Origin of the sequence: Novosphingobium sp. Gsoil 351 (assembly GCF_009707465.1) — a bacterium.
Classification (GTDB): domain Bacteria; phylum Pseudomonadota; class Alphaproteobacteria; order Sphingomonadales; family Sphingomonadaceae; genus Novosphingobium.
This window is the reverse complement of record NZ_CP046120.1, coordinates 1,559,457-1,578,217: the sequence shown is the minus strand read 5'-3', so window position 1 is coordinate 1,578,217 and position 18,761 is coordinate 1,559,457. Positions and strand designations below refer to the sequence as shown.

The window sequence follows — 18,761 nt, the reverse complement described above, 5'->3', positions numbered from 1 at the left end:
TCAGGCTCCTTCGGGTCCGGTGGGTGCGATCTTGCGTTCGTTGCATAGCGTCCATTTCCATGGGCGCCCGCCCTGGAACCATTCCCACGTCCGCGAGCGGCTGAGGCGGTCGGCAGAGATCGCGATCATCTCGATATAATAGGCGTCGGCGACGTCCTGGCGTTCGAGCCGGAGCATCAGCACATCTTCGCGGGTCTGCCAGCCGTAGCCCGCGAATCGATCGGTGCGCCAGACGAGCTGCTGGCCTTCGAGGCGGCCGCCGAACTCGTAGAACGCGGTCCGGCCATCATCCCAGATCAGCTCGTTGTGCTGGATGTAGTGCCATTCGCCGTGGTCCGGAAACTCGCACCAGGTCTTGACCCGGTGCGCATCGAGCAGCGCGCCGTCGCCGTCGAAATGGCGGTACCAGCCCTCCCAGTCGCCCTCGTGTAGCAGCATCGCGGGCATGGCAGCAGCGAGTTGCGCGCGGTTGCTCATCGATGATGCTCCTCTCGACGATGATCCTCGGCAAAAGCGGCGATCGGCGCGGGCGCGCCGGTCTGGCGGAGCAGTGCCTGGCGGCGGAGGAAGCGCAGCAGGCCCTCGTCGCCCATCCGGCTCGGCCCCAGTCCGGAACCCTTGCGCGAATGGTTGGTGGCGTCGCCGACCATGCTGGTCAGCGCGCCATCCTGGAGCGAGATCGCCCCGGCATCGAGCTGCGCGCCGATCTCGGCGGCCTCCTCGACGGTTCCGGCGACGACCGCTGCGGAAAGGCCGAATTCGCCCGCGTTGGCCAGCGCCACCGCCTCGTCGATGGTGTCGAACGGGATCACCGGGATCACCGGCCCGAACGTCTCGTCGCGCATCACCGCCATGTCCGCGGTCACCCCGGTCAGCACCGTGGGGCGCAAGTACTTGCCGCCTCCCAGCGTTTCCACCTCGCCGCCGGCCAGGACTTGCGCGCCCTGGCTTCGCGCGTCGGCGATCTGGGCGGCGACCTTGTCGGCCTGGGCGGGAAAGATGAACGGGCCGAGGTGGCCGCGGCCCGGATCGGGCCAGGCCAACTCGACCGCGTTGGCCGCGCGGACCAGCTCGGCGAGGAACGGCTCGGCGATGGCGCGGGCGACATAGACCCGCTCGATCGACTGGCAGGCCTGCCCGGTGGCGACCACGCTGGCGCGCAAGGCGATCCGCGCCGCGTCCACCGGGTCGGCGGAGGCCGCGACGATCAGCGGGTCCTTTCCGCCGAGCTCGAGATTGACCGGGATCAGGCGCGCCGCGGCGGCAAGGGCGACCTTTCGCCCGGTGGCGGTCGATCCGGTGAAGCACACGTAGTCGGCGTGGGCGACCAGCGCCTCGCCGGTCCCGGCGCCGCCCAGGACATAGGCCAGCGGCAACTCCGGCACTTCGGCCAGCGCGGCGCTCAGCGGAGCGACGAAGCGCGGCGTCACTTCGCTCGGCTTGACCAGCGCGGCGCAGCCCGCCGCGAGCGCGGGGATCGCGTCGATATGGCTGAGCAAAAGCGGAAAGTTCCACGGCGCGATCGCGCCGAACAGGGGATAGGCCGACCAGCGCGGCTCGATCAGGATGCCCGGGGTGGCCGATTGCGTCGCCTCACCGGGAAGGGCGGCGAACAGTTCGGCCGCGCGCGCCGACCAGCCGCGCAGGCGGCGGACAATGGTGTCGAGCTCGACCCGGGCGATCGCGCTGCGCCCGGTGTCGATCGCCAGCGCGGCGACGATGGCTCCCGCATGGCGCTCTAGCGCGTCGGCGAATGCGCACAGGATGGCGCCGCGGCCGGCGGCCCCGCGCGCCTCCCATTCGGGCTGCATGGCGCGCAGCCGGGCGGAGACGGATGCGACGTCCTCCGGCGTGCTCTCGGCGAATTCATGGTCGCACTCGCCGGTGCGCGGATTGGTGGCTTTCACGCCTGCGCCGCCCAGCTCGCCACGATCTCGTCTGCGCGCGCGAACCACGCTTCGGGCCTTGCGGTCAGGCGCTCGAGCAGGCGCTCGAAGGCCGCGATCCGGTAGGGCAGGCCCATGATGTAGGGTGTGACGTGGATCGGGAGCATCCGTCCCCCGCCTTCCCGCGCGGCTTCGGCGGCCAGCCAGTCGAACGCGTCCTCCAGGCTCTGCGCCCACACGTCGGCGGATTGCTGCTGGACCGCGATCATCTGGCGGTCGGACAGTTCGTGGTTGAGCGGGAGGTCGATGAGGCCATTCGTAAAACGATAGGGCAGCTCGTCGTTTACCCAGTCGCAGCAGTAGGTCAGCCCCGCTTCGTGCAGCAGGTCGAGCGTGCGCCAGCTTTGCGAGCGGGCGAGCGAGAGCCAGCCGGTGGGTTCGACCCCGCAGGCCTTGAGGCGGGCCACGGCGTCGCCGATCAGCGCGCGCTCGTCGGCCTCGGCCAGCGTGCTGTCGATCGTGCCGTTCATGTCGGTCGAATGGGCGACGACCTCGTGCCCGCCGTCGAGCACGGCGCGCAGCAGTTCGGGATAGCGTTCGGCGACCGCGGCGTTGGTGGCGAAGCTGGCGGTCACGCCCGCCCGGGCGAAGGCGTCGAGAAAGCGCCACGCGCCGATCCGGTTGCCGTAATCGCGCGCGGTGTAGTGGCGGTAGTCGGGATAGGCGGTCTGCATGTGCCCCGGCGCGCGGAACGGGGCGTCGGCGGGGGTGATCGGGAACCACTCGAGGCTGACGCAGACCCACACCGCGACCGAACCCCGGGGCCAGGTGACGGGCGGGCGGTGGTGGAGGTTCGACCACGGGTAGAGATCGTGGTCGTAGCCCTCGCGGCGTTTGGGGTATTCGAGATAGGCGGGGTCGAGGGTCATGGCTGCTGTGCCCGCCACGCATCGACGATCTCGCCCGCGCGCGCGATCCAGGCGCGGCCGTCCGCCGCAATGTGGCGCAGCGCCTCCTCGAACGGCCCGATCCGGTGCGGCTGGCCGATCAGGTAGGCGTGCAAGGGAATGCACATCACCGTGCCGGACTGCTCCCCCTCCGCGGCCAGCCGCTCGTACTGGCGGACCAGCGTGTCGGCGTATTCGCGACCGCTCATGTTGTAGACGAAGAAGCCGTAGTGGTCGTTGACCTCGAGGCTGTAGGGGATCGAGGCGAGCCGGCCCTTGGCGACTTTCACCTCCTGGACCTGGTCGTCGTGATAGAGGTCGCAGGTGTAGTCGAGACCGTAGTCGGCGATCAGGTCGAGCGTACGCGGGGTGTGGGTCAGCGCCGGGGCGAGCCAGCCGCGGATGCGCTGGCCGGTCGCGTCCTCGACCGTGCGGATCGAGTCCTCGATGATGCTGCGTTCCTGGGCCTCGTCCATCCCATACGCGTAGCGGGTGTTGTAAATGCCGTGGCTGAAGAACTCCCAGCCCCGCGCGTTGGCGTCGGCCACGACCTCGGGATGGTGCTGGCACAGCGCTACCGAGAGGCTGACCGAGCCGGGAAAGCCGTGCTTCGACATGACCTCGGCCATCCGCCAGTGCGAGACGCGGTTGGAATGATCGCGGTGCGCATAGCCGACCACGTCCGGATGCGGGCGCGCCCAGGCCTTGCGCTGGGGGTGCGCGGGCGGGTCGATCTCGTAGTATTCCAGGTTGGGCGCGACCCACACGGCCACGCTCTTGCCGCCGGGCCAGACGATCCGGGGCCGGCCGCGATAGGGCGCGTAGGCGTAGAGGCCGGGATCGGCGGCACCCTCATTCATGCCGGATCGTCCCTCCCCCGCTCGTGTCGAGCGAAGTCGAGACGCGTCGCGCGAGATCCCTCGATTTCGCTCGGGATGTGCGGGCCGGGTTCCATCACCGCGCTTGCAGCCAATCGATCACCGTCTGGACGGGCTCGACATCCGCGTACTTGAGCTGGAGATCGGTGAGGTTGGCGAAGTGATAGCTCTCGTGCTTGTCGGCGCAGGTCTCGATCGGGACGATCGTGCGATAGCCATGGCTCAGCGCATCGACCGCGGTGGCGCGCACGCAGCCCGACGTGCTGCCGCCGGTGACCACCACGGTATCGACCTTGTGCCACACCAGATAGCTCGCCAGCGGGGTCTCGAAGAACGCGGACGGCATGCGCTTGGTGTATTGCAGGTCGTCGGGGTGAATCTCGCAGCGCTCGTCGTAAGCGTGACGCTCGCTGTCGACCTTGATGTTCTGCAAGCTGTCGGGGGTATCGGTCCGCGTGCCCCAGACCCCGGCATCGCCCGCGTCGGCCTTGTAGGCGACGTGGGTCCACACCACCGGCATGCCGCGTTCGCGCGCCAGCCGGCTGACCGTGTTGACGTATTCGATCTGTCGCGGATCGGTCTCGTAAGCGGTCGCGAACTTGTCGATCCGGGTATAGGCCTGCTGGAAATCGACGTTGACGATCGCCAGCTTGCTGCCGAACCCGAACTTCCTGCGCGCCGGGTTGGCCATCACCTCCTCGAACAACTGGCGCGCGGTCTTGCCGTCGCTGATCATCCGCGTGCCGATCAGTTGCATTGCAAGCCCTCGATTCCGCTTTGACCCCGATGATAATCCCGCGTAGTGGCTTGTCGAGTGAAATTTGTCCGGACAACTTGGCAATCGTGATCACCCGCCACGTCCTCACCATTCCCGCTACCGGGCGCAAGGTTCACTACCGCCGCAGCGGTTCGGGGCCGTTGCTGCTGATGGTTCACCAGAGCCCGCGCAGCTCCGCCGAATACGAGCGGCTGATGGGCCAATGGAGCGCGCACTTCACCTGCGTTGCGCCCGATTCTCCGGGGTTCGGACAGTCCGATCCGCTGCCGGGCGAGCCCGAGATCGGCGATTTCGCCGATGCGCTCGACGAATTCCTCGGCGCACTCGGTGTCGAGACGTGCCCAGCCTATGGCTTCCATTCGGGCGGGATCATCCTCGTCGCGGCGATGCAGCGTCACCCCGCGCGTTTCACCGGGCTGGCGATCGGCGGCTATGCGATCTGGACCGCCGACGAAATGCGCGTCTTTGGCGAAAGCTATCTCCCGCCTTTTCGACCCTCCGCCTATGGCGAGCATCTGACCTGGCTGTGGAACCGGATGCTCGAGCAGAGCTGGGTCTTCCCGTGGTTCGACGTGCGCGATGCGGCGCGCCTTCCGGGTGCGCATGCCGATCCCGCCAGGGTCCATGCCGCCGTGCTGGAAATGCTCGACGCGGGCGACGCCTATCGCGCGGGCTATGGCGCGGTGCTGCGCGCGCCGCGCGACATTCCCCCGCCAGACGCCGTTTCCCCGCCCGTCCTGATCACCGCCTACGCCGGCGACCCGCTCCAGTCGCACATCGCCCGGATCGGCGCGATGCCGCCGAACTGGCGCGCCGCGGCGGTCGCCAAGCCTGCGGAGCACGAGGCGCAGAGCCTTGCCTTCCTGCGCCACCACGCAGCGGGCGCCCCGCCGAAGCTGGGCGAGGACGCCGGCGAAGGGTGGCTCGCCGTGGGCCAAGGGCTGGTCCACTGGAAAGGCACGCGCGGCGCCAACCGGATGACACTCCACGCGCCGGCGGCGGAATTGGCCGAGCCGGAATCCGGCGACGTCGCCATCGACGTCCCCGGTCACGGGCTGTCGAGCGACTTCGCCGATATCGGCGCGACGATCGAGGCTGCGCGCGCCGCGCTGGGCGCGGCGGACATCGCCTGGCCCGCGCTCCCCGCCGGAGACCCCGCGTTGCTCTATCCCGATCTCGCGCCCGACCGCTTCGGCGCGCATCTGCTGCGCGCGTGGAGCGCGGCGCGGTCCGAGGCGCTGTTTCGTCCGTGGTATGCCGCGGACAAGGATCACGCGATTCCCATCGATACGGCTGCGCTCGATCCCGCGGCCATCGCCCGCCGCGCCCGCGCCCGCTTGCGCGCGGGCGGTGCCGCCGCGCGCTATCACCAGTTCCTCACCAGCCTAACGGGAGACGGCCGATGACCGATATTCGCCGCGAAATGCCCCTGCTCGCACGCCATGAGGGCGTGTGGGACGGGGTCTACAGCTATTTCAACGCCGCCAACGAGAAGGTCGACGAGCACGCCAGCCGCCTGCTCTGCCGGGTGCCCGACGGCGGCGATTTCCCGTATCATCAGACCAATCACTATCGCTGGCCCGATGGCCGCACCGAAATTCGCGACTTTCCGGCAACCTACCGCGATGGCCGGATCTGGTGGGACAACGAGCTCATCCAGGGCTGGGCGGCGGAAGTTCCGCTCGACGAATTCAACCGCACGATGATGCTCTATTGGCAGCGCACCGGGGACCCCACGCTGTATCTGTACGAACAGATCCAGATCTCCGATGACGGCCAGAACCGCTGCCGCACCTGGCACTGGATCAGAAACGGCATGCTGGAGACGCGCACCGCGATCCAGGAGCGTTTCGTGACGAAGGACTGGCGCGGCGTCGACGCCGAGATGCAGGCTGCGGCTAGCGAGGGACGGCAAGTCCCGTTCGGTGGCGGGCCGGGCTTCGGCGGCTAATCAGGGACAGCTCCAATTACCTTGCCCCGCACTCTCTTCGCCAAGATTTGGGACGCGCACCGGGTTGCCGGGACACCGGGCGGGGCGGACCTCGTGGCGATCGACCGGGTGTTCCTGCATGAGCGCACCGGCGCGGCGGCGCTGAACAGCATGGCGGCGGCGGGGCGCGCGGTGACCGATCCCGCGCGGGTGTTCGCGGTGATGGACCATATCGTGGATACCCGCCCGGGGCGGGGAGACGCGACGCTGATGCCTGGCGGGCAGGCGTTCATCACCGAGACCCGCGAGGCCTGCCGCGCCGCCGGGATCACGCTGATCGATGTCGGCGATCGCGACCAGGGCATCGTCCATGTGATCTCGCCCGAACTCGGGATCGTGCTGCCAGGGGTCACCCTGGTCGCGCCCGATAGCCACACGTGCACGCAAGGGGCGTTCGGCGCGCTGGCCTGGGGGATCGGCACCAGCGAGGCCGAGCATGCGATGGCCACGGGGATGCTGCGGCTGGAGCGGCCGGGCACGATGCGGGTGAGGTTCGATGGCACGCTCGCGCCCGGGGTCACCGCCAAGGACATGGCGCTGGCGCTGATCGCGCGGCACGGCGCGGGCGGCGGCGCGGGCCGGGCGATCGAGTTCGCGGGCGAGGCGGTCGGCGCGCTCGACATGGAAGCGCGGATGACGCTGTGCAACATGGCGACCGAGTTCAGCGCGATGACCGCGCTGATCGCGCCCGATGCCAAGACTTTCGCGTACCTGGCCGGGCGGCGGCATGCTCCGGCAGGGTTCGACGATCGATACTGGGCGACGCTGTCCAGCGATCCGGGCGCGAGATTCGACGCGGAGATCGCGATGGATGCCGCGGCCATCGCGCCGATGGTGAGTTGGGGGACCAGCCCCGAGCACGCGGTTCCGGTCGAAGCGGCGGTGCCGCGGGGTCCGGCGCGCGTTCACGACTACATCGGGCTGGAGCCGGGCGCGCGCCTGCTCGGAACCCCGCTCGACGCCGCGTTCATCGGCAGCTGCACCAACGCGCGGCTATCCGACTTGCGCCGCGCCGCCGCCGTCCTGCGCGGCAAGCGGATCGCCCCGTCGATCGCCAAGGCGCTGGTCGTGCCGGGTAGCATGGCGGTGCGCCGCGCCGCCGAGGCCGAGGGGCTGGACAAGGTGTTCGAGGCCGCCGGGTTCGAATGGCGGATGAGCGGATGCTCGCTGTGCTTTTATGCGGGCGGCGAGGGATTCGCGGCGGGGAGCCGGGTGATCTCCTCGACCAACCGCAATTTCGAGGGCCGCCAGGGTCCGGGCATCCGCACCCATATCGCCAGCCCCGAGACGGTCGCCGCCAGCGCCATCGCCGGGTGCATCGCCGATCCGCGTCCGCTGCTCGCTCAAATCCCGTCGGGGACAGTCGCGGCATGAACCCGTTCGTCACGCTCACCTCGGTCGCCGCGCCGCTGCTGCGCGACAACGTCGATACCGACGCGATCATCCCCAGCCGCGAGATGCGGAGCACCGGACGCACCGGTCTGGCCGACGGACTGTTCGCCCCTTGGCGGTACCTCGATGCCGACGCGCGGACGCCCGATCCGGCGTTCGTGCTCAACCGTCCCGCCTATAAAAGCGCCCAAATCCTGCTCGGCGGCGCCAACTTCGGCTGTGGCTCGAGCCGCGAGCACGCGGTGTGGGCGCTTGTGGAATGGGGTATCGCTTGCATCGTTGCGGCAAGCTTCGCGCCCATCTTTCGCAACAACTGCATCCGCAACGGGCTGCTGCCGGTCGAACTGGATCGCGACGCGGTCGAGAGCCTGGCCGGGCGCACGGTCACCGTCGATCTGCCCGAACAGGTCGTGATGGACGGCGATACGCGTCACACCTTTTCGATCGACGCCGAAGCCAAGGCCATGCTTGTCGAAGGGCTCGACGCCATCGCCCTGACCCTCAAGCAGCGGCCAGCCTACGAGGCCTGGCTGGCGCAGGACCGCGCAAACAGGCCGTGGGTCTATCCATGAGAAGCGGAGCCACCTCGCGCCCATCCATCCCCGTCGCCTTTGCGTGCGCGGGGGTGAGGGCTTCACTTTTCCATTTTCCTACACTCCCCTTTCGCTGCGAGACCTTTCGAGCAATGCAGGAACAACCGCTTCTTTGTCGCATCGGCGATCGCCGGAGCACCCGATGCCAGGCCCGCGGTCCGCGCTTCGAAAGGTCACACCCCGCCACCCGGCGCAGCGCGTTTGACCCAGGAAATCCGCCGCTTGCCTCGCAAAAGTCACAGAGTTTGGCCTTCCTTCCTGCGGTTCAGGGCGGGGCCGGATGACCCGCATCCTCGTCTCCGAAGTCGGCCCGCGCGACGGGTTGCAGTCGATCGATCGGGTGATGCCGCTCGAGGCGAAGAAAGCGTGGATCGCCGCCGAGGCAGCGGCCGGGGTGCGCGAGATCGAGGTGGGCAGCTTCGTTCCGCCCGCGCTGCTGCCGCAGATGGCCGATACGGCGGAACTGGTCGCCTTCGCCAAAACCATTCCCGGCCTCAACGTCGTGACGCTGGTGCCCAACGCCAGGGGCGCGGCGCGGGCCGTCGAGGCCGGGGTCGATGCGATGAGCATTCCGTTCTCGATGAGCGAGACCCACTCGATCAAGAACGTGCGCAAGGATCACCCGGCGATGCTCGCCGAGATCCGCGAGGCGGCGGCCATCGCCCACGCTGCGGGCAAGCCCTTCGCCGTCGGGCTGTCGACCGCGTTCGGCTGCACCATCGAAGGCGCGGTGGCCGAGACCCAGGTGGTTCGCCTCGCCGCCGCCGCCGCCGAGGCGGGAGCGGACGAGTTCAGCCTGTCGGACACCACCGGCTACGCCGATCCGGCGCAGGTCCGGCGGCTGGTGCGCGCGGTACGCGGGGCGGTCGGCGAAAAGCTGACCACGCTGCACCTCCACAACACCCGTGGCCTGGGCCTCGCCAACGCGCTGGCCGGGCTCGACGAGGGGGATCACCACGCTCGATGCCTCGCTCGGCGGGCTGGGGGGCTGTCCCTACGCGCCGGGCGCCTCGGGCAACATCGTCACCGAAGACCTCGTGCTGATGCTCAACGCCATGGGCTATGACACGGGGATCGATCTGGAAAAGCTGCTCGCGGTGCGTGTGATCCTCGCCGAGGCGCTGCCCGGTGAGCCGCTCTACGGATTTACTCCCGAGGCTGGGCCGATGCTGGATTATGCGGAAAGGGCCAGCCGATGACGAGTCCTACGCCTCTGGCCGGCATCAGGGTGGTCGAATTCACCCACATGGTGATGGGGCCGACGGTCGGCCATATCCTCGCCGGGCTGGGCGCCCAAGTCGTCCGGGTCGAACCGAACGGCGGCGATCAGACCCGCCGCCTGCTCGGCTCCGGATCGGGCTATTTTCCGATGTACAACCGCGGAAAAGCGTCGATCTGCCTCGACCTCAAGTCGACTGGAGGTTTGACGGTGGCGCGCGATCTGTGCGCCGCGGCGGACGTGCTGGTCGAAAACTTCCGCCCCGGCGCGCTCGACCGCCTGGGGCTTGGCTACGAGGTGCTCGCCGAAGCCAATCCGCGGCTGGTCTATTGCTCGGAGAAGGGGTTCCTGCCCGGTCCCTACGAGGCGCGCACCGCGCTCGACGAGGTCGCGCAGATGATGGGCGGCCTCGCCTATATGACCGGACCGCCGGGCCGGCCCTTGCGCGCGGGCGCCAGCGTGATCGACGTCACCGGCGGCATGTTCGGCGCGATCGGGATCCTCGCCGCGCTCGAGGAGCGCCACCGCACCGGGCGCGGCCAGAAGGTCGTCGCCAGCCTGTTCGAGACCACCGCCTATCTCGTCGGCCAGCACATGGCGCAGTTCGCGGTGACCGGAAAGCCGGCTGCGCCGATGCCCGCCCGGGTCAGCGCCTGGGCGATCTATGACGTATTCGAGACCCGCGACGAGCCGGTGTTCATCGGCGTGGTCACCGACGCGCTGTGGGAAAAGTTCTGCGCTCTGTTCGGGCTCGACGAGCTTTGGGCGGACCAGTCGATCCGCGCCAACAACAGCCGCGTGCTGGCGCGAGAGCGCATCCTGCCGCCAATCCGCGCGCTGATCGCCGGGATGACCCGCGCCGAGGTGATCGCCCGGCTCGACGGGACCGGCATGCCGTTCGCCCCCATCGGCAAGCCCGAAGACCTGTTCGACGACCCGCATCTGGCCGCTGGGGGCCTCGAGCCGGTCACGCTCGACGACGGGCGCGAAACCCGCCTGCCGACGATCCCGCTCGAGATGGGCGGCAAACGCCCTGGCGGCGGCGCCGCGCTCCCGACACCCGGCGCCGACGCCCGCACGGTGCTGGCGGGACTGGGCTACGACGAGGCCCGGATCGCGCAATTGATCGCCGATGGCGCGGTGGAGGAAAGCCGATGAAGCGCATTGCCGTCCTGGCCCTGATCGTGTCGGCCTGCGCCGGCGCCGCGCCGCCCCCGCAAGCCGCGACATCCTCGCCCGGTGTCGCCGCGCCCGCGGCGCGCCTGCCCACCGACGTCCGCCGCACGACGATCATCGTCCGCGACATGGAGAACAGCCTGCGTCTTTATCGCGACGTGGTCGGGATGAAGGTCAACTACGATACCGTGGTCGAAACCTCGGGCGTGGCGCTACCCGCCGGTGTGCCGGGGGCGAAGGCGCGGCTGGTGCTGCTCAACGCCAACGATCCGTTCATCGGCTGGATCGGCCTGATGCAATGGATCGCTCCGCCGCTGGCCGATCCGGGACCGTATCCCCGGCGGATGGGGCCGGGCGGAGTGGTGATCGTAATGAACACCGACGACGTCGACGGGCGCTGCGCCGCGGCGAAGACGGTGCCGGGGGTGACGCCGACCGCGGAACCGCGGATGCAGGAATATCCCGGCCGCGACGGCGCGCCGCCGATCCGGGTCAAGGGCTGCAACTTCTTCGATCCCGACGGCGTGCTGATCGAGATGAACCAGTTGCTGAAGTAGGCGCGCTATTCCTTCGCCAACCGCTCGACCCATTCCATGATCGGCGGATCGGGGTTCTGCATCGCTTCCAGCTCTTGCTGAAGGCCGCGCATGACCCGCGCGATGTAGGCCTTGGTCGCCAGCCCGCGTTCCTCGCCCGCGGCGCGATCGGGCGCGTAGCGCTCGATATCCTCGCGCGCGATCGTACCCTTGGCGTCGAGCAGGCGCTCGACCGTGTCGAGCCGCTCGCGCAGCACCGATACCTCGCCGACCAGCGCAAGGACCATCGACACCAGGCGGTCGACGGCGGGGTCGTCGAAGTATTCGGGACGGCGGCCTTTGGCGCGCTTGCCCGCCCGAGCGATCCAGTCGAGCGGTTCTTCGACTTCGCTCATGCGGCCTTCCACGCGCCATAGGCGTTCCACACCGCCGACCGGCCGTAGTCCTCTTCCTCGGCCGCCGGCGCATCGGGAAAGATATCGCGATCCACCACCGCCCGCACCCCGACCACGAACTGGTTCTCCAGGGGGAACCCGGCCTCGGCCATCACTTGCTTCAGGTCTTGCGCATGCATCGCGGTCCAGAATGGCTCATTGTTGTTGAACGCGTCCCAGTCGCGCATGAACTGTTCGTACAGCGGCATCGCGGCGGAATACTGCGGCTGCTCGATATGGAAGATCAGCCCTCCGGGGGCGAGCACGCGGTGGCACTCCTTGAGCAGGCGCGGCATCGCCTTGGCCGACAGTTCATGGAGGAACATCGTCGTCTGGACCCAGTCGAAATGGCCGTCGGGCCAGCGCGACAGATCCTCGCCATTGGCTTCGACGAAGCGGATGTTGCGCACCCCCAGCCCCGCCGCACGCGCCGCGCCATAGCGCAGCGAGGCTCCGGCGGTGTCGATGGCGATGACTTCGGCGTCCGGAAACGCCTGCGCGATCGGGACCGCGTTGTGGCCGACGGTCGCCCCGACATCGAGGATGCGGCGCGGTTGCCAGTCGGGCCGTTCCTTCCGGACCCACGCCGCGACCGCCTGCCCACCGCCGTCGTTGAGCCCGCCGAGCTGTCCGCCGGTCGTCGCGAAGATGCCGACATCGTAGTTGGCGCCGGCCGAGACGTCGCCCGGGCGTTCCTCGCCGTCGTAGCCGCCGGGCTGGCAATGGATGTCGACCGCGGTCTGGTAGAACGGATGCTCCACCCCGGGATCGAGCTCGAGCTGGCCCGAATGCTCGTTGAACTGGCGCGCCATCGCGTCGAGCCGGTCGAGCTGGCGCAAGACGATCTGGCGGCCATTGTGCTGGCGCATCTCCATCGAATTGCGCTTGGCTGCCGACCACATCCGATGCCACGGATCGCGCGCCATCGCCTCGCGGATTTCGTAGCGATGCTCCGGATCGCGGCCGTGTTCGGCGCGGAACGCGGGGAGAACCCGGCTCTCGTACGCAATCCGGTTGCCCGCGCCCAAGGCGCCCGAAAGGTGGCGATTGAAATTGGCTAGGAAGTTGAACCGCGCCGCCTCGTCGTGGCCGACTTCGGGCAGCATCGGGTGCTTGGTAAGCGCAGTGTAAGGCGGGGGAACTTCGGCGGCCATGGGCGATTCCATTCGAAATGTCCGGACAAATTTTCAGTTTGCCCGGTGGCTGTCAAGCGCCTTGGCCGGGATAAGCCTCGCGCGCGGGGTTTGGAACCAAGTTGTGCGTGCTTGCGCGTGCTCGCGCGGCGCACTCGTCGCACGCGCACGATCGGTTTGCGGCGCGACCGTCCCACCGCTCGCATCGAGCGGTTGCAATTTGCCGCCCTACGGGTGACGTCGAGGGATGGCCGACCTCGTCTCACCCTCCGACCACCGCGTTTTCGCTGGGGTCGAGCTTGGCGGCACCAAGGGGATCGCACTGGTGTGGCGCGAGGGCGCGATCGTCGATCGTTACAAGGTGCCCACGACCGACCCGGACCAGACCCTGGACCAACTCGGCCGCTGGTTGGCGAAACATCCGTTGCGGAACGCGTTCGCCGGTCTGGGGATCGCCAGCTTCGGGCCCGTCCGCCTCGATCCCGCTTGCGGGGACCATGGCCGTATCCTCGCGACGACCAAGCCCGGCTGGAGCGGCGCGGCGGTGCTCGCGTCGCTTGCCGGGCGGGTCGGATGTCCGGCGGCAATCGATACCGACGTCAATGCCGCGGCGATCGCCGAGCATCGCTGGGGGGCGGGGCAGGGTTGCTCCAGCCTGGTCTATCTGACCGTCGGCACGGGAGTCGGCGGGGGAATCGCGATCGATGGCCGGGCGGTCCACGGCGCGCTCCATCCCGAACTCGGACACCTGCGGCTGCGGCGGGCGGCCGGCGACGGGTTCGCGGGGGTCTGTTCGTTCCATGGCGATTGCATCGAGGGATTGATCTGCGGACCAGCGATCGCCGCCCGCTTTGGCGGAAGCGTACATGACGCCGCGCCCGACGATCCGCGCCGAGGATTTCTCGCCGCCGACCTTGCCGAGCTGTTGGCGGCCCTGATCCTGATGCTGGCGCCGCAAAGGATCCTGGTCGGCGGGGGCGCCGGGCTGGGCGTGCCCGGGTTGCTCGACGGCGCCATCGCCAGACTGCCCGCGATCCTCGCCGGATACTTGCCGGAACTCGATCTGTCCGCTTTACGCATGATGATCGGGCCCCCCGCGCTGGGCGCCGACGCCGGGCCACTGGGGGCAATCGCGCTGGCAATCGACGCCGCCGACCCGGAACCAGCGTGCGCCGCGTGACCGACAAATCGTCAGCCTAGCAATCTCGCGGCTGGAAATGCGGCCCAGCCCGCTGCTAGGGGGACCCGATGAGCGACCAGTTCCAACTGACCGACGACCAGCTCGCCATCCAGGAGATGGCGCAGCGGTTCACCGCCGACCGGATCACGCCTTTCGCGGCGAAGTGGGACGAAGATCATCATTACCCCAGGGACGTATGGAAGGCCGCGGGTGAGCTGGGCTTTGGCGCGATCTACGTCGCCGAGGACAACGGCGGGATCGGGCTGGGGCGTTTGGAAGCCGCGCTGATCATGGAAGCGATGGCCTATGGCTGCCCCGCGACCAGCGCCTATATCTCGATCCACAACATGGCGACGTGGATGATCGAACGCTTCGGCGGCGAGGAGATCAAGGCGCGCTACCTGCCCTCGCTGGTGTCGATGGAAACGATCGCCAGCTATTGCCTGACCGAGCCGGGATCGGGCAGCGATGCCGCCGCGCTCAAGACCGCCGCCCGCCTCGATGGCGACCACTACATCGTCAACGGCACCAAGCAGTTCATCTCGGGCGCGGGCTACAACGACGTTTACGTCTGCATGGTCCGCACCGCGGACAATGGCGCGAAGGGGATCAGTTGCCTGGTGGTCGAGAAGGACACGCCGGGTCTGTCGTTCGGCGCGCCGGAGAAGAAGCTCGGCTGGAATGCCAGCCCCACCGCACAGGTGATCTTCGAAGACTGCCGCGTGCCGGTTTCCAACCGCGTCGGGGCCGAGGGCGACGGGTTCCGCTTCGCGATGGCCGGGCTCGACGGCGGCCGGCTCAATATCGGCGCGTGCTCGTTGGGCGGGGCGCAGCGCTGCCTCGACGAGGCGGTCAACTACACCAAGGAGCGCCAGCAGTTCGGCCAGCCGATCGCGGATTTCCAGAACACCCAGTTCATGCTCGCCGACATGGCCACCGATCTCGAGGCGGCGCGGGCTCTGCTTTATCTGGCGGCGGGCAAGGTCACCGCGAACGCACCCGATAAATCGCGCTTTTCGGCAATGGCCAAGCGCCTGGCGACCGACAACGGCAGCAAGATCGTCAACGACGCACTGCAACTGTTCGGCGGTTACGGTTACCTCAAGGACTATCCGATCGAGCGCTTCTGGCGCGACCTTCGGGTCCATTCGATCCTCGAGGGCACCAACCAGGTGATGCGGATGATCGTCGGGCGGGACCTGTTGCGGCAATGACGCGCTCGCGCCTGGCCCAAGTCCGCTCACATCGAGCGAAGTCGAGATGTCTCGCGCGATGGCTCGACTTCGCTCGACATGAGCGGAGGTGGGGATGACGGACGAGGTTCTGATCCGGACCGAAGGCAGCGCGGGCTTCCTCTCGCTCAATCGGCCCAAGGCGCTGCACGCCCTGACCGTGGACATGGTCCATGCGATGACCGCGGCGCTGATCGAATGGCGCGATGACCCGGCGATTCATACCGTGATCGTCGATCATGCCGAGGGGCGGGGGTTCTGCGCGGGAGGTGACATCGCCTACTTGCGCCAATCGGTTCTCGACGACGCCGGGGAGCGCGGGCTGAAGTTCTTCCACGACGAATACCAGCTCAACCACCTGATGTTCGAGTATCACAATCCGATCGTCTCGTTCGTCGACGGGATCGTGATGGGCGGCGGGGTAGGGGTGTCGCAGCCCGCGCGCTTTCGCGTGGCTACCGAGCACACGCGCTTCGCGATGCCCGAAACCGGTATCGGGCTGTTCCCCGATGTGGGCGGCAGCTGGTATCTCTCACGTCTGCCCGGGCGGATCGGGCAGTTCCTGGTGCTGACCGGCGCGCGGCTCGACGGGGCGGAATGCCTGTGGAGCGGGCTCGCCACGCACTATCTGCCGTCCGACGCGCTGGCCGAGGCCAAGGAACGGATCGCGCATGGCCACGAGCCCGGCGGGGTTCTCAGCGCGCTGTCGGTCACGCCGCCGCACCCCCGGATCGAGGACAACGCGACGCAGATCGCCCGGCACTTCGCCTCGGACCGGCTCGAGGACGCGATCGCGTCGCTCGAAGCGGATGACAGCGTCTGGGCCGCCAAGGAACTGGCCGCGGTGCGTGCGAAGAGTCCGCTGTCGAGCAAGGTGGCGCTGCGTCAGCTTGCCGATGGCGCACGCTGCCAAAGCTTCGCCGAAGCGATGGCGATGGAATACCGAATCGTCAGCCGGATCCTGACCCGCCCCGATTTCGCCGAGGGCGTGCGCGCGGTGATCGTCGACAAGGACAACGCGCCAAAGTGGGACCCGGCGACCCCCGAAGCCGTGCCGGACAGCCTGATCGACGCGATTTTCGCGGCCCTGCCCGCCGATAAGGAATGGAAGCCCCTATGAGTTACGAAACGATCCTCGTCGAACAGCACGGCGCGGTTACGCTGATCACGCTCAACCGGCCGCAGGCGCTCAACGCGCTGAACTCGCAGGTGCTGAACGACCTGATCGGCGCGTTCAGCGCGTTCGATGCGGACGAAAGCCAGCGTTGCGCGGTGCTGATCGGCAGCGACAAGGCGTTCGCTGCGGGCGCGGACATCAAGGAGATGGGCGAGCAGAGCTTCGGCGCGGTCTATGGCGGCGGCTTGTTCTCAGGCTACGACCGGGTCACCGCAACGCGCAAGCCGTGGATCGCGGCGGTCAGCGGCTACGCGCTGGGCGGCGGGTGCGAACTGGCGATGATGGCCGATTTCATCGTCGCCGCCGACAACGCGAAATTCGGCCAGCCCGAGATCAAGCTGGGCGTGACGCCGGGCATGGGCGGCAGCCAGCGGCTGACCCGCGCGATCGGCAAGGCCAAGTCGATGGAGATGTGCCTGACAGGGCGGATGATGGACGCGCGCGAGGCCGAGGCTTCGGGGTTGGTCGCCAAGGTCGTCCCGCTGGCGGAGCTGAAGGATGCCGTCCTCAAGACCGCCGGCGAGATCGCCGCGATGCCTCCGCTCGCCGCGCTGGCGTGCAAGGAAATGGTCAACGCGGCGTTCGAAACCGGGCTGGCCCAGGGCGTGCTGTTCGAACGCCGCCTGTTCAACGGCCTGTTCGGCACCGAAGACCAGAAGGAAGGCATGGCCGCATTCATCGAGAAGCGGGCCGGGAATTTCACGGGTCGGTAGAAAGCCCTCGCCCCTGAAGGGACGAGGCAAGGAGCAGAACATGAAAATCGCCTTCATCGGCCTCGGCAACATGGGCGGCGGGATGGCCGCGAACCTGGTCAAGGCCGGGCACGAGGTCCGCGCCTTCGACCTCAGCGACGAGGCCGCGAGCCGCGCGCGTGACAATGGCGCGCAGACCTTCGGTTCGGTGCGCGAGGCGGTCGACGGGGCCGAGGCGGTGGTGACGATGCTGCCCAACGGCGCGATCGTGAAGCAAGTCTATTCGGCCGACGTGATCGGCCATGCGCCGACCACCGCGCTGCTGCTCGATTGCTCGACCATCGACGTCGCCAGCGCACGCGAGGTGGCCGCGGCGGCCACCGCGGCGGGCTACGACATGGTCGATGCCCCCGTCTCGGGGGGGATCGCCGCGGCCAACGGCGGGACGCTTACGTTCATGGTCGGCGGCACCGACCCCGCCTTCGCCCGCGCCGAACCGATTCTCGCCAGGATGGGCAAGGCCGTGATTCACGCCGGTCAGGCCGGATCGGGCCAGGCCGCCAAGATCTGCAACAACATGATCCTCGGCGCCACGATGATAGCCACCTGCGAAGCCTTCGCAATGGCCAACAAGCTCGGGCTCGACGGGCAGACCTTTTTCGACATCGCCAGCAAGGCCAGCGGCCAGACCTGGTCCATGACCAGTTATTGCCCGGTTCCCGGCGTCGGCCCGACGACCCCCGCGGACAACGGCTATCAGGGCGGCTTCGCCACCGCGCTGATGCTCAAGGACCTGAAACTGGCGATGGCGGCGGCGAAGGATGCCGGCGCACAAGTGCCGATGGGCCAGCGCGCGGCGGAACTCTACGATGCATTCGACAAAGCGGGCAACGGCGGACTCGATTTCTCGGCGATAATCAAGACGCTGTAGTCACCCCACCGTATCCGCAAGCATCGCCGTGGTCCTCGGCCCCGCCCAGTCGTGCCCGCCAATCATCCGCCACACTTCTCGGCCGTCCTTGTCGTACAGCACCGTAGTCGGCAGGATGCCAGTCGCGTAGTGATCGCCCAGCGTATTATCCGGATCGAGCCATGGTTCGAGGTTTGCAAACTTACGTTCGGCGAAGAACGGCACGACTTTCGCTGCGCCCTGCAAGTCTTCGCTCACCGTCACCACCCGCAGCTTGCCGTCCGCCGCCAGCTGATCGAGCATCGGCATCTCCAGCACGCACGGCCCGCACCACGTCGCCCATAGGTTGATCAGCACCGGTTTGCCCATGAGGTCGGCGCTGGTCAGCTTCTTGCCCGCGGGATCTTCCAGCGCGAAATCGGGCATACGCGCGCCGCGATTCTCGATGCTGAGCGTGCCGTTGAAGGTTTTCTGCTTACCTCCCGCGCCGGAGTCTGCCGCCGCCGGTTGCGCGGGTTCGGCGGTTTGCCTATCGCAACCCCCCGCGAACAGCGCGGCGGCGAGGGTCAGGACAGTGAGCGAGCGCGAAGTCGGCAAGGCAGGCTCCA

General features: G+C 68.4%; 21 protein-coding genes. 13 read left to right on the top strand and 8 right to left on the bottom strand.

The genetic code is table 11. From position 1 onward, the window contains the following. The 5 genes from GKE62_RS07565 to GKE62_RS07545 all read right to left on the bottom strand — a co-directional run bounded on the left by GKE62_RS07565 (nucleotide 1) and on the right by GKE62_RS07545 (nucleotide 4,468). A complete protein-coding gene (locus GKE62_RS07565) occupies nucleotides 1-477 on the bottom strand; it encodes a hypothetical protein (RefSeq protein ID WP_230206989.1) in 477 nt (158 codons plus the stop codon). Further along, nucleotides 474-1,907, bottom strand: coding sequence for an aldehyde dehydrogenase family protein (locus GKE62_RS07560; RefSeq protein WP_154691718.1), 1,434 nt, complete (start codon nucleotides 1,905-1,907; stop codon nucleotides 474-476). Before GKE62_RS07560 ends, GKE62_RS07565 begins: the two co-directional genes overlap by 4 nt. Beyond that, complete coding sequence (locus GKE62_RS07555; protein ID WP_154691717.1) at nucleotides 1,904-2,815, bottom strand: polysaccharide deacetylase family protein; 912 nt, start codon at nucleotides 2,813-2,815, stop codon at nucleotides 1,904-1,906. Before GKE62_RS07555 ends, GKE62_RS07560 begins: the two co-directional genes overlap by 4 nt. Then, nucleotides 2,812-3,693 (bottom strand): polysaccharide deacetylase family protein, encoded by an 882-nt coding sequence (locus tag GKE62_RS07550; RefSeq protein WP_154691716.1) that lies wholly within the window; start codon nucleotides 3,691-3,693, stop codon nucleotides 2,812-2,814. Before GKE62_RS07550 ends, GKE62_RS07555 begins: the two co-directional genes overlap by 4 nt. Nucleotides 3,694-3,787: 94 nt before the next feature. Then, nucleotides 3,788-4,468 (bottom strand): isochorismatase family protein, encoded by a 681-nt coding sequence (locus tag GKE62_RS07545; protein ID WP_154691715.1) that lies wholly within the window; start codon nucleotides 4,466-4,468, stop codon nucleotides 3,788-3,790. An 86-nt stretch (nucleotides 4,469-4,554) separates the two neighbouring features. Here GKE62_RS07545 and GKE62_RS07540 point away from each other — a divergent pair, with 86 nt between their 5' ends. From GKE62_RS07540 to GKE62_RS07510, 8 genes are all read left to right on the top strand, one after another. Beyond that, entirely contained in the window at nucleotides 4,555-5,895 is a 1,341-nt protein-coding gene (locus GKE62_RS07540; RefSeq protein ID WP_230206988.1) for an alpha/beta fold hydrolase, read from the top strand. Beyond that, nucleotides 5,892-6,440 (top strand): DUF3598 domain-containing protein, encoded by a 549-nt coding sequence (locus GKE62_RS07535; protein WP_154691714.1) that lies wholly within the window; start codon nucleotides 5,892-5,894, stop codon nucleotides 6,438-6,440. Before GKE62_RS07540 ends, GKE62_RS07535 begins: the two co-directional genes overlap by 4 nt. Nucleotides 6,441-6,461: 21 nt before the next feature. Then, nucleotides 6,462-7,853, top strand: a complete 1,392-nt coding sequence (locus GKE62_RS07530) for a 3-isopropylmalate dehydratase large subunit (RefSeq protein ID WP_230206987.1) — start codon at nucleotides 6,462-6,464, stop codon at nucleotides 7,851-7,853. Further along, nucleotides 7,850-8,443 carry a 3-isopropylmalate dehydratase small subunit gene (gene leuD / locus GKE62_RS07525; protein WP_154691712.1) on the top strand — a complete coding sequence of 198 codons (594 nt, stop codon included), beginning with the start codon at nucleotides 7,850-7,852 and terminating at the stop codon, nucleotides 8,441-8,443. Before GKE62_RS07530 ends, leuD begins: the two co-directional genes overlap by 4 nt. 301 nt (nucleotides 8,444-8,744) lie before the next feature. After that, the gene (locus tag GKE62_RS07520) at nucleotides 8,745-9,530 is read left to right on the top strand and encodes a hydroxymethylglutaryl-CoA lyase (protein ID WP_230206986.1); all 786 of its coding nucleotides are present in this window, start codon (nucleotides 8,745-8,747) and stop codon (nucleotides 9,528-9,530) included. Then, nucleotides 9,520-9,663, top strand: coding sequence for a hypothetical protein (locus GKE62_RS18890; protein ID WP_230206985.1), 144 nt, complete (start codon nucleotides 9,520-9,522; stop codon nucleotides 9,661-9,663). The genes GKE62_RS07520 and GKE62_RS18890 overlap by 11 nt, the downstream gene beginning before the upstream one ends. Further along, nucleotides 9,660-10,841, top strand: coding sequence for a CaiB/BaiF CoA-transferase family protein (locus GKE62_RS07515; protein WP_154691711.1), 1,182 nt, complete (start codon nucleotides 9,660-9,662; stop codon nucleotides 10,839-10,841). Before GKE62_RS18890 ends, GKE62_RS07515 begins: the two co-directional genes overlap by 4 nt. After that, on the top strand, nucleotides 10,838-11,416 hold the full coding sequence (locus GKE62_RS07510; protein WP_154691710.1) for a VOC family protein: 579 nt from the start codon (nucleotides 10,838-10,840) through the stop codon (nucleotides 11,414-11,416). The genes GKE62_RS07515 and GKE62_RS07510 overlap by 4 nt, the downstream gene beginning before the upstream one ends. 5 nt (nucleotides 11,417-11,421) lie before the next feature. Here the strand turns inward: GKE62_RS07510 and GKE62_RS07505 are convergent, their stop codons facing one another. Then, nucleotides 11,422-11,790, bottom strand: a complete 369-nt coding sequence (locus GKE62_RS07505; RefSeq protein ID WP_154691709.1) for a hypothetical protein — start codon at nucleotides 11,788-11,790, stop codon at nucleotides 11,422-11,424. Beyond that, the gene (locus GKE62_RS07500; RefSeq protein WP_154691708.1) at nucleotides 11,787-12,983 is read right to left on the bottom strand and encodes a class I SAM-dependent methyltransferase; all 1,197 of its coding nucleotides are present in this window, start codon (nucleotides 12,981-12,983) and stop codon (nucleotides 11,787-11,789) included. The genes GKE62_RS07505 and GKE62_RS07500 overlap by 4 nt, the downstream gene beginning before the upstream one ends. A gap of 226 nt (nucleotides 12,984-13,209) precedes the next feature. On the opposite strand from GKE62_RS07500, the gene GKE62_RS07495 reads away from it, so the two are divergent. The 5 genes from GKE62_RS07495 to mmsB all read left to right on the top strand — a co-directional run bounded on the left by GKE62_RS07495 (nucleotide 13,210) and on the right by mmsB (nucleotide 18,174). Continuing rightward, on the top strand, nucleotides 13,210-14,142 hold the full coding sequence (locus GKE62_RS07495) for an ROK family protein (RefSeq protein ID WP_154691707.1): 933 nt from the start codon (nucleotides 13,210-13,212) through the stop codon (nucleotides 14,140-14,142). A gap of 68 nt (nucleotides 14,143-14,210) precedes the next feature. Further along, complete coding sequence (locus tag GKE62_RS07490; RefSeq protein ID WP_154691706.1) at nucleotides 14,211-15,356, top strand: acyl-CoA dehydrogenase family protein; 1,146 nt, start codon at nucleotides 14,211-14,213, stop codon at nucleotides 15,354-15,356. Nucleotides 15,357-15,450: 94 nt separating this feature from the next. Further along, nucleotides 15,451-16,494: an enoyl-CoA hydratase/isomerase family protein gene (locus GKE62_RS07485; RefSeq protein WP_154691705.1), complete on the top strand. Its 1,044-nt coding sequence runs from the start codon at nucleotides 15,451-15,453 to the stop codon at nucleotides 16,492-16,494. Beyond that, entirely contained in the window at nucleotides 16,491-17,264 is a 774-nt protein-coding gene (locus GKE62_RS07480; RefSeq protein WP_154691704.1) for an enoyl-CoA hydratase-related protein, read from the top strand. Before GKE62_RS07485 ends, GKE62_RS07480 begins: the two co-directional genes overlap by 4 nt. Nucleotides 17,265-17,304: 40 nt before the next feature. Next, complete coding sequence (mmsB, locus tag GKE62_RS07475) at nucleotides 17,305-18,174, top strand: 3-hydroxyisobutyrate dehydrogenase (protein ID WP_154691703.1); 870 nt, start codon at nucleotides 17,305-17,307, stop codon at nucleotides 18,172-18,174. On the opposite strand, the gene GKE62_RS07470 is transcribed toward mmsB, so the two are convergent. Then, complete coding sequence (locus GKE62_RS07470; protein WP_230206984.1) at nucleotides 18,175-18,750, bottom strand: TlpA disulfide reductase family protein; 576 nt, start codon at nucleotides 18,748-18,750, stop codon at nucleotides 18,175-18,177. Nucleotides 18,751-18,761: the final 11 nt, after the last annotated feature.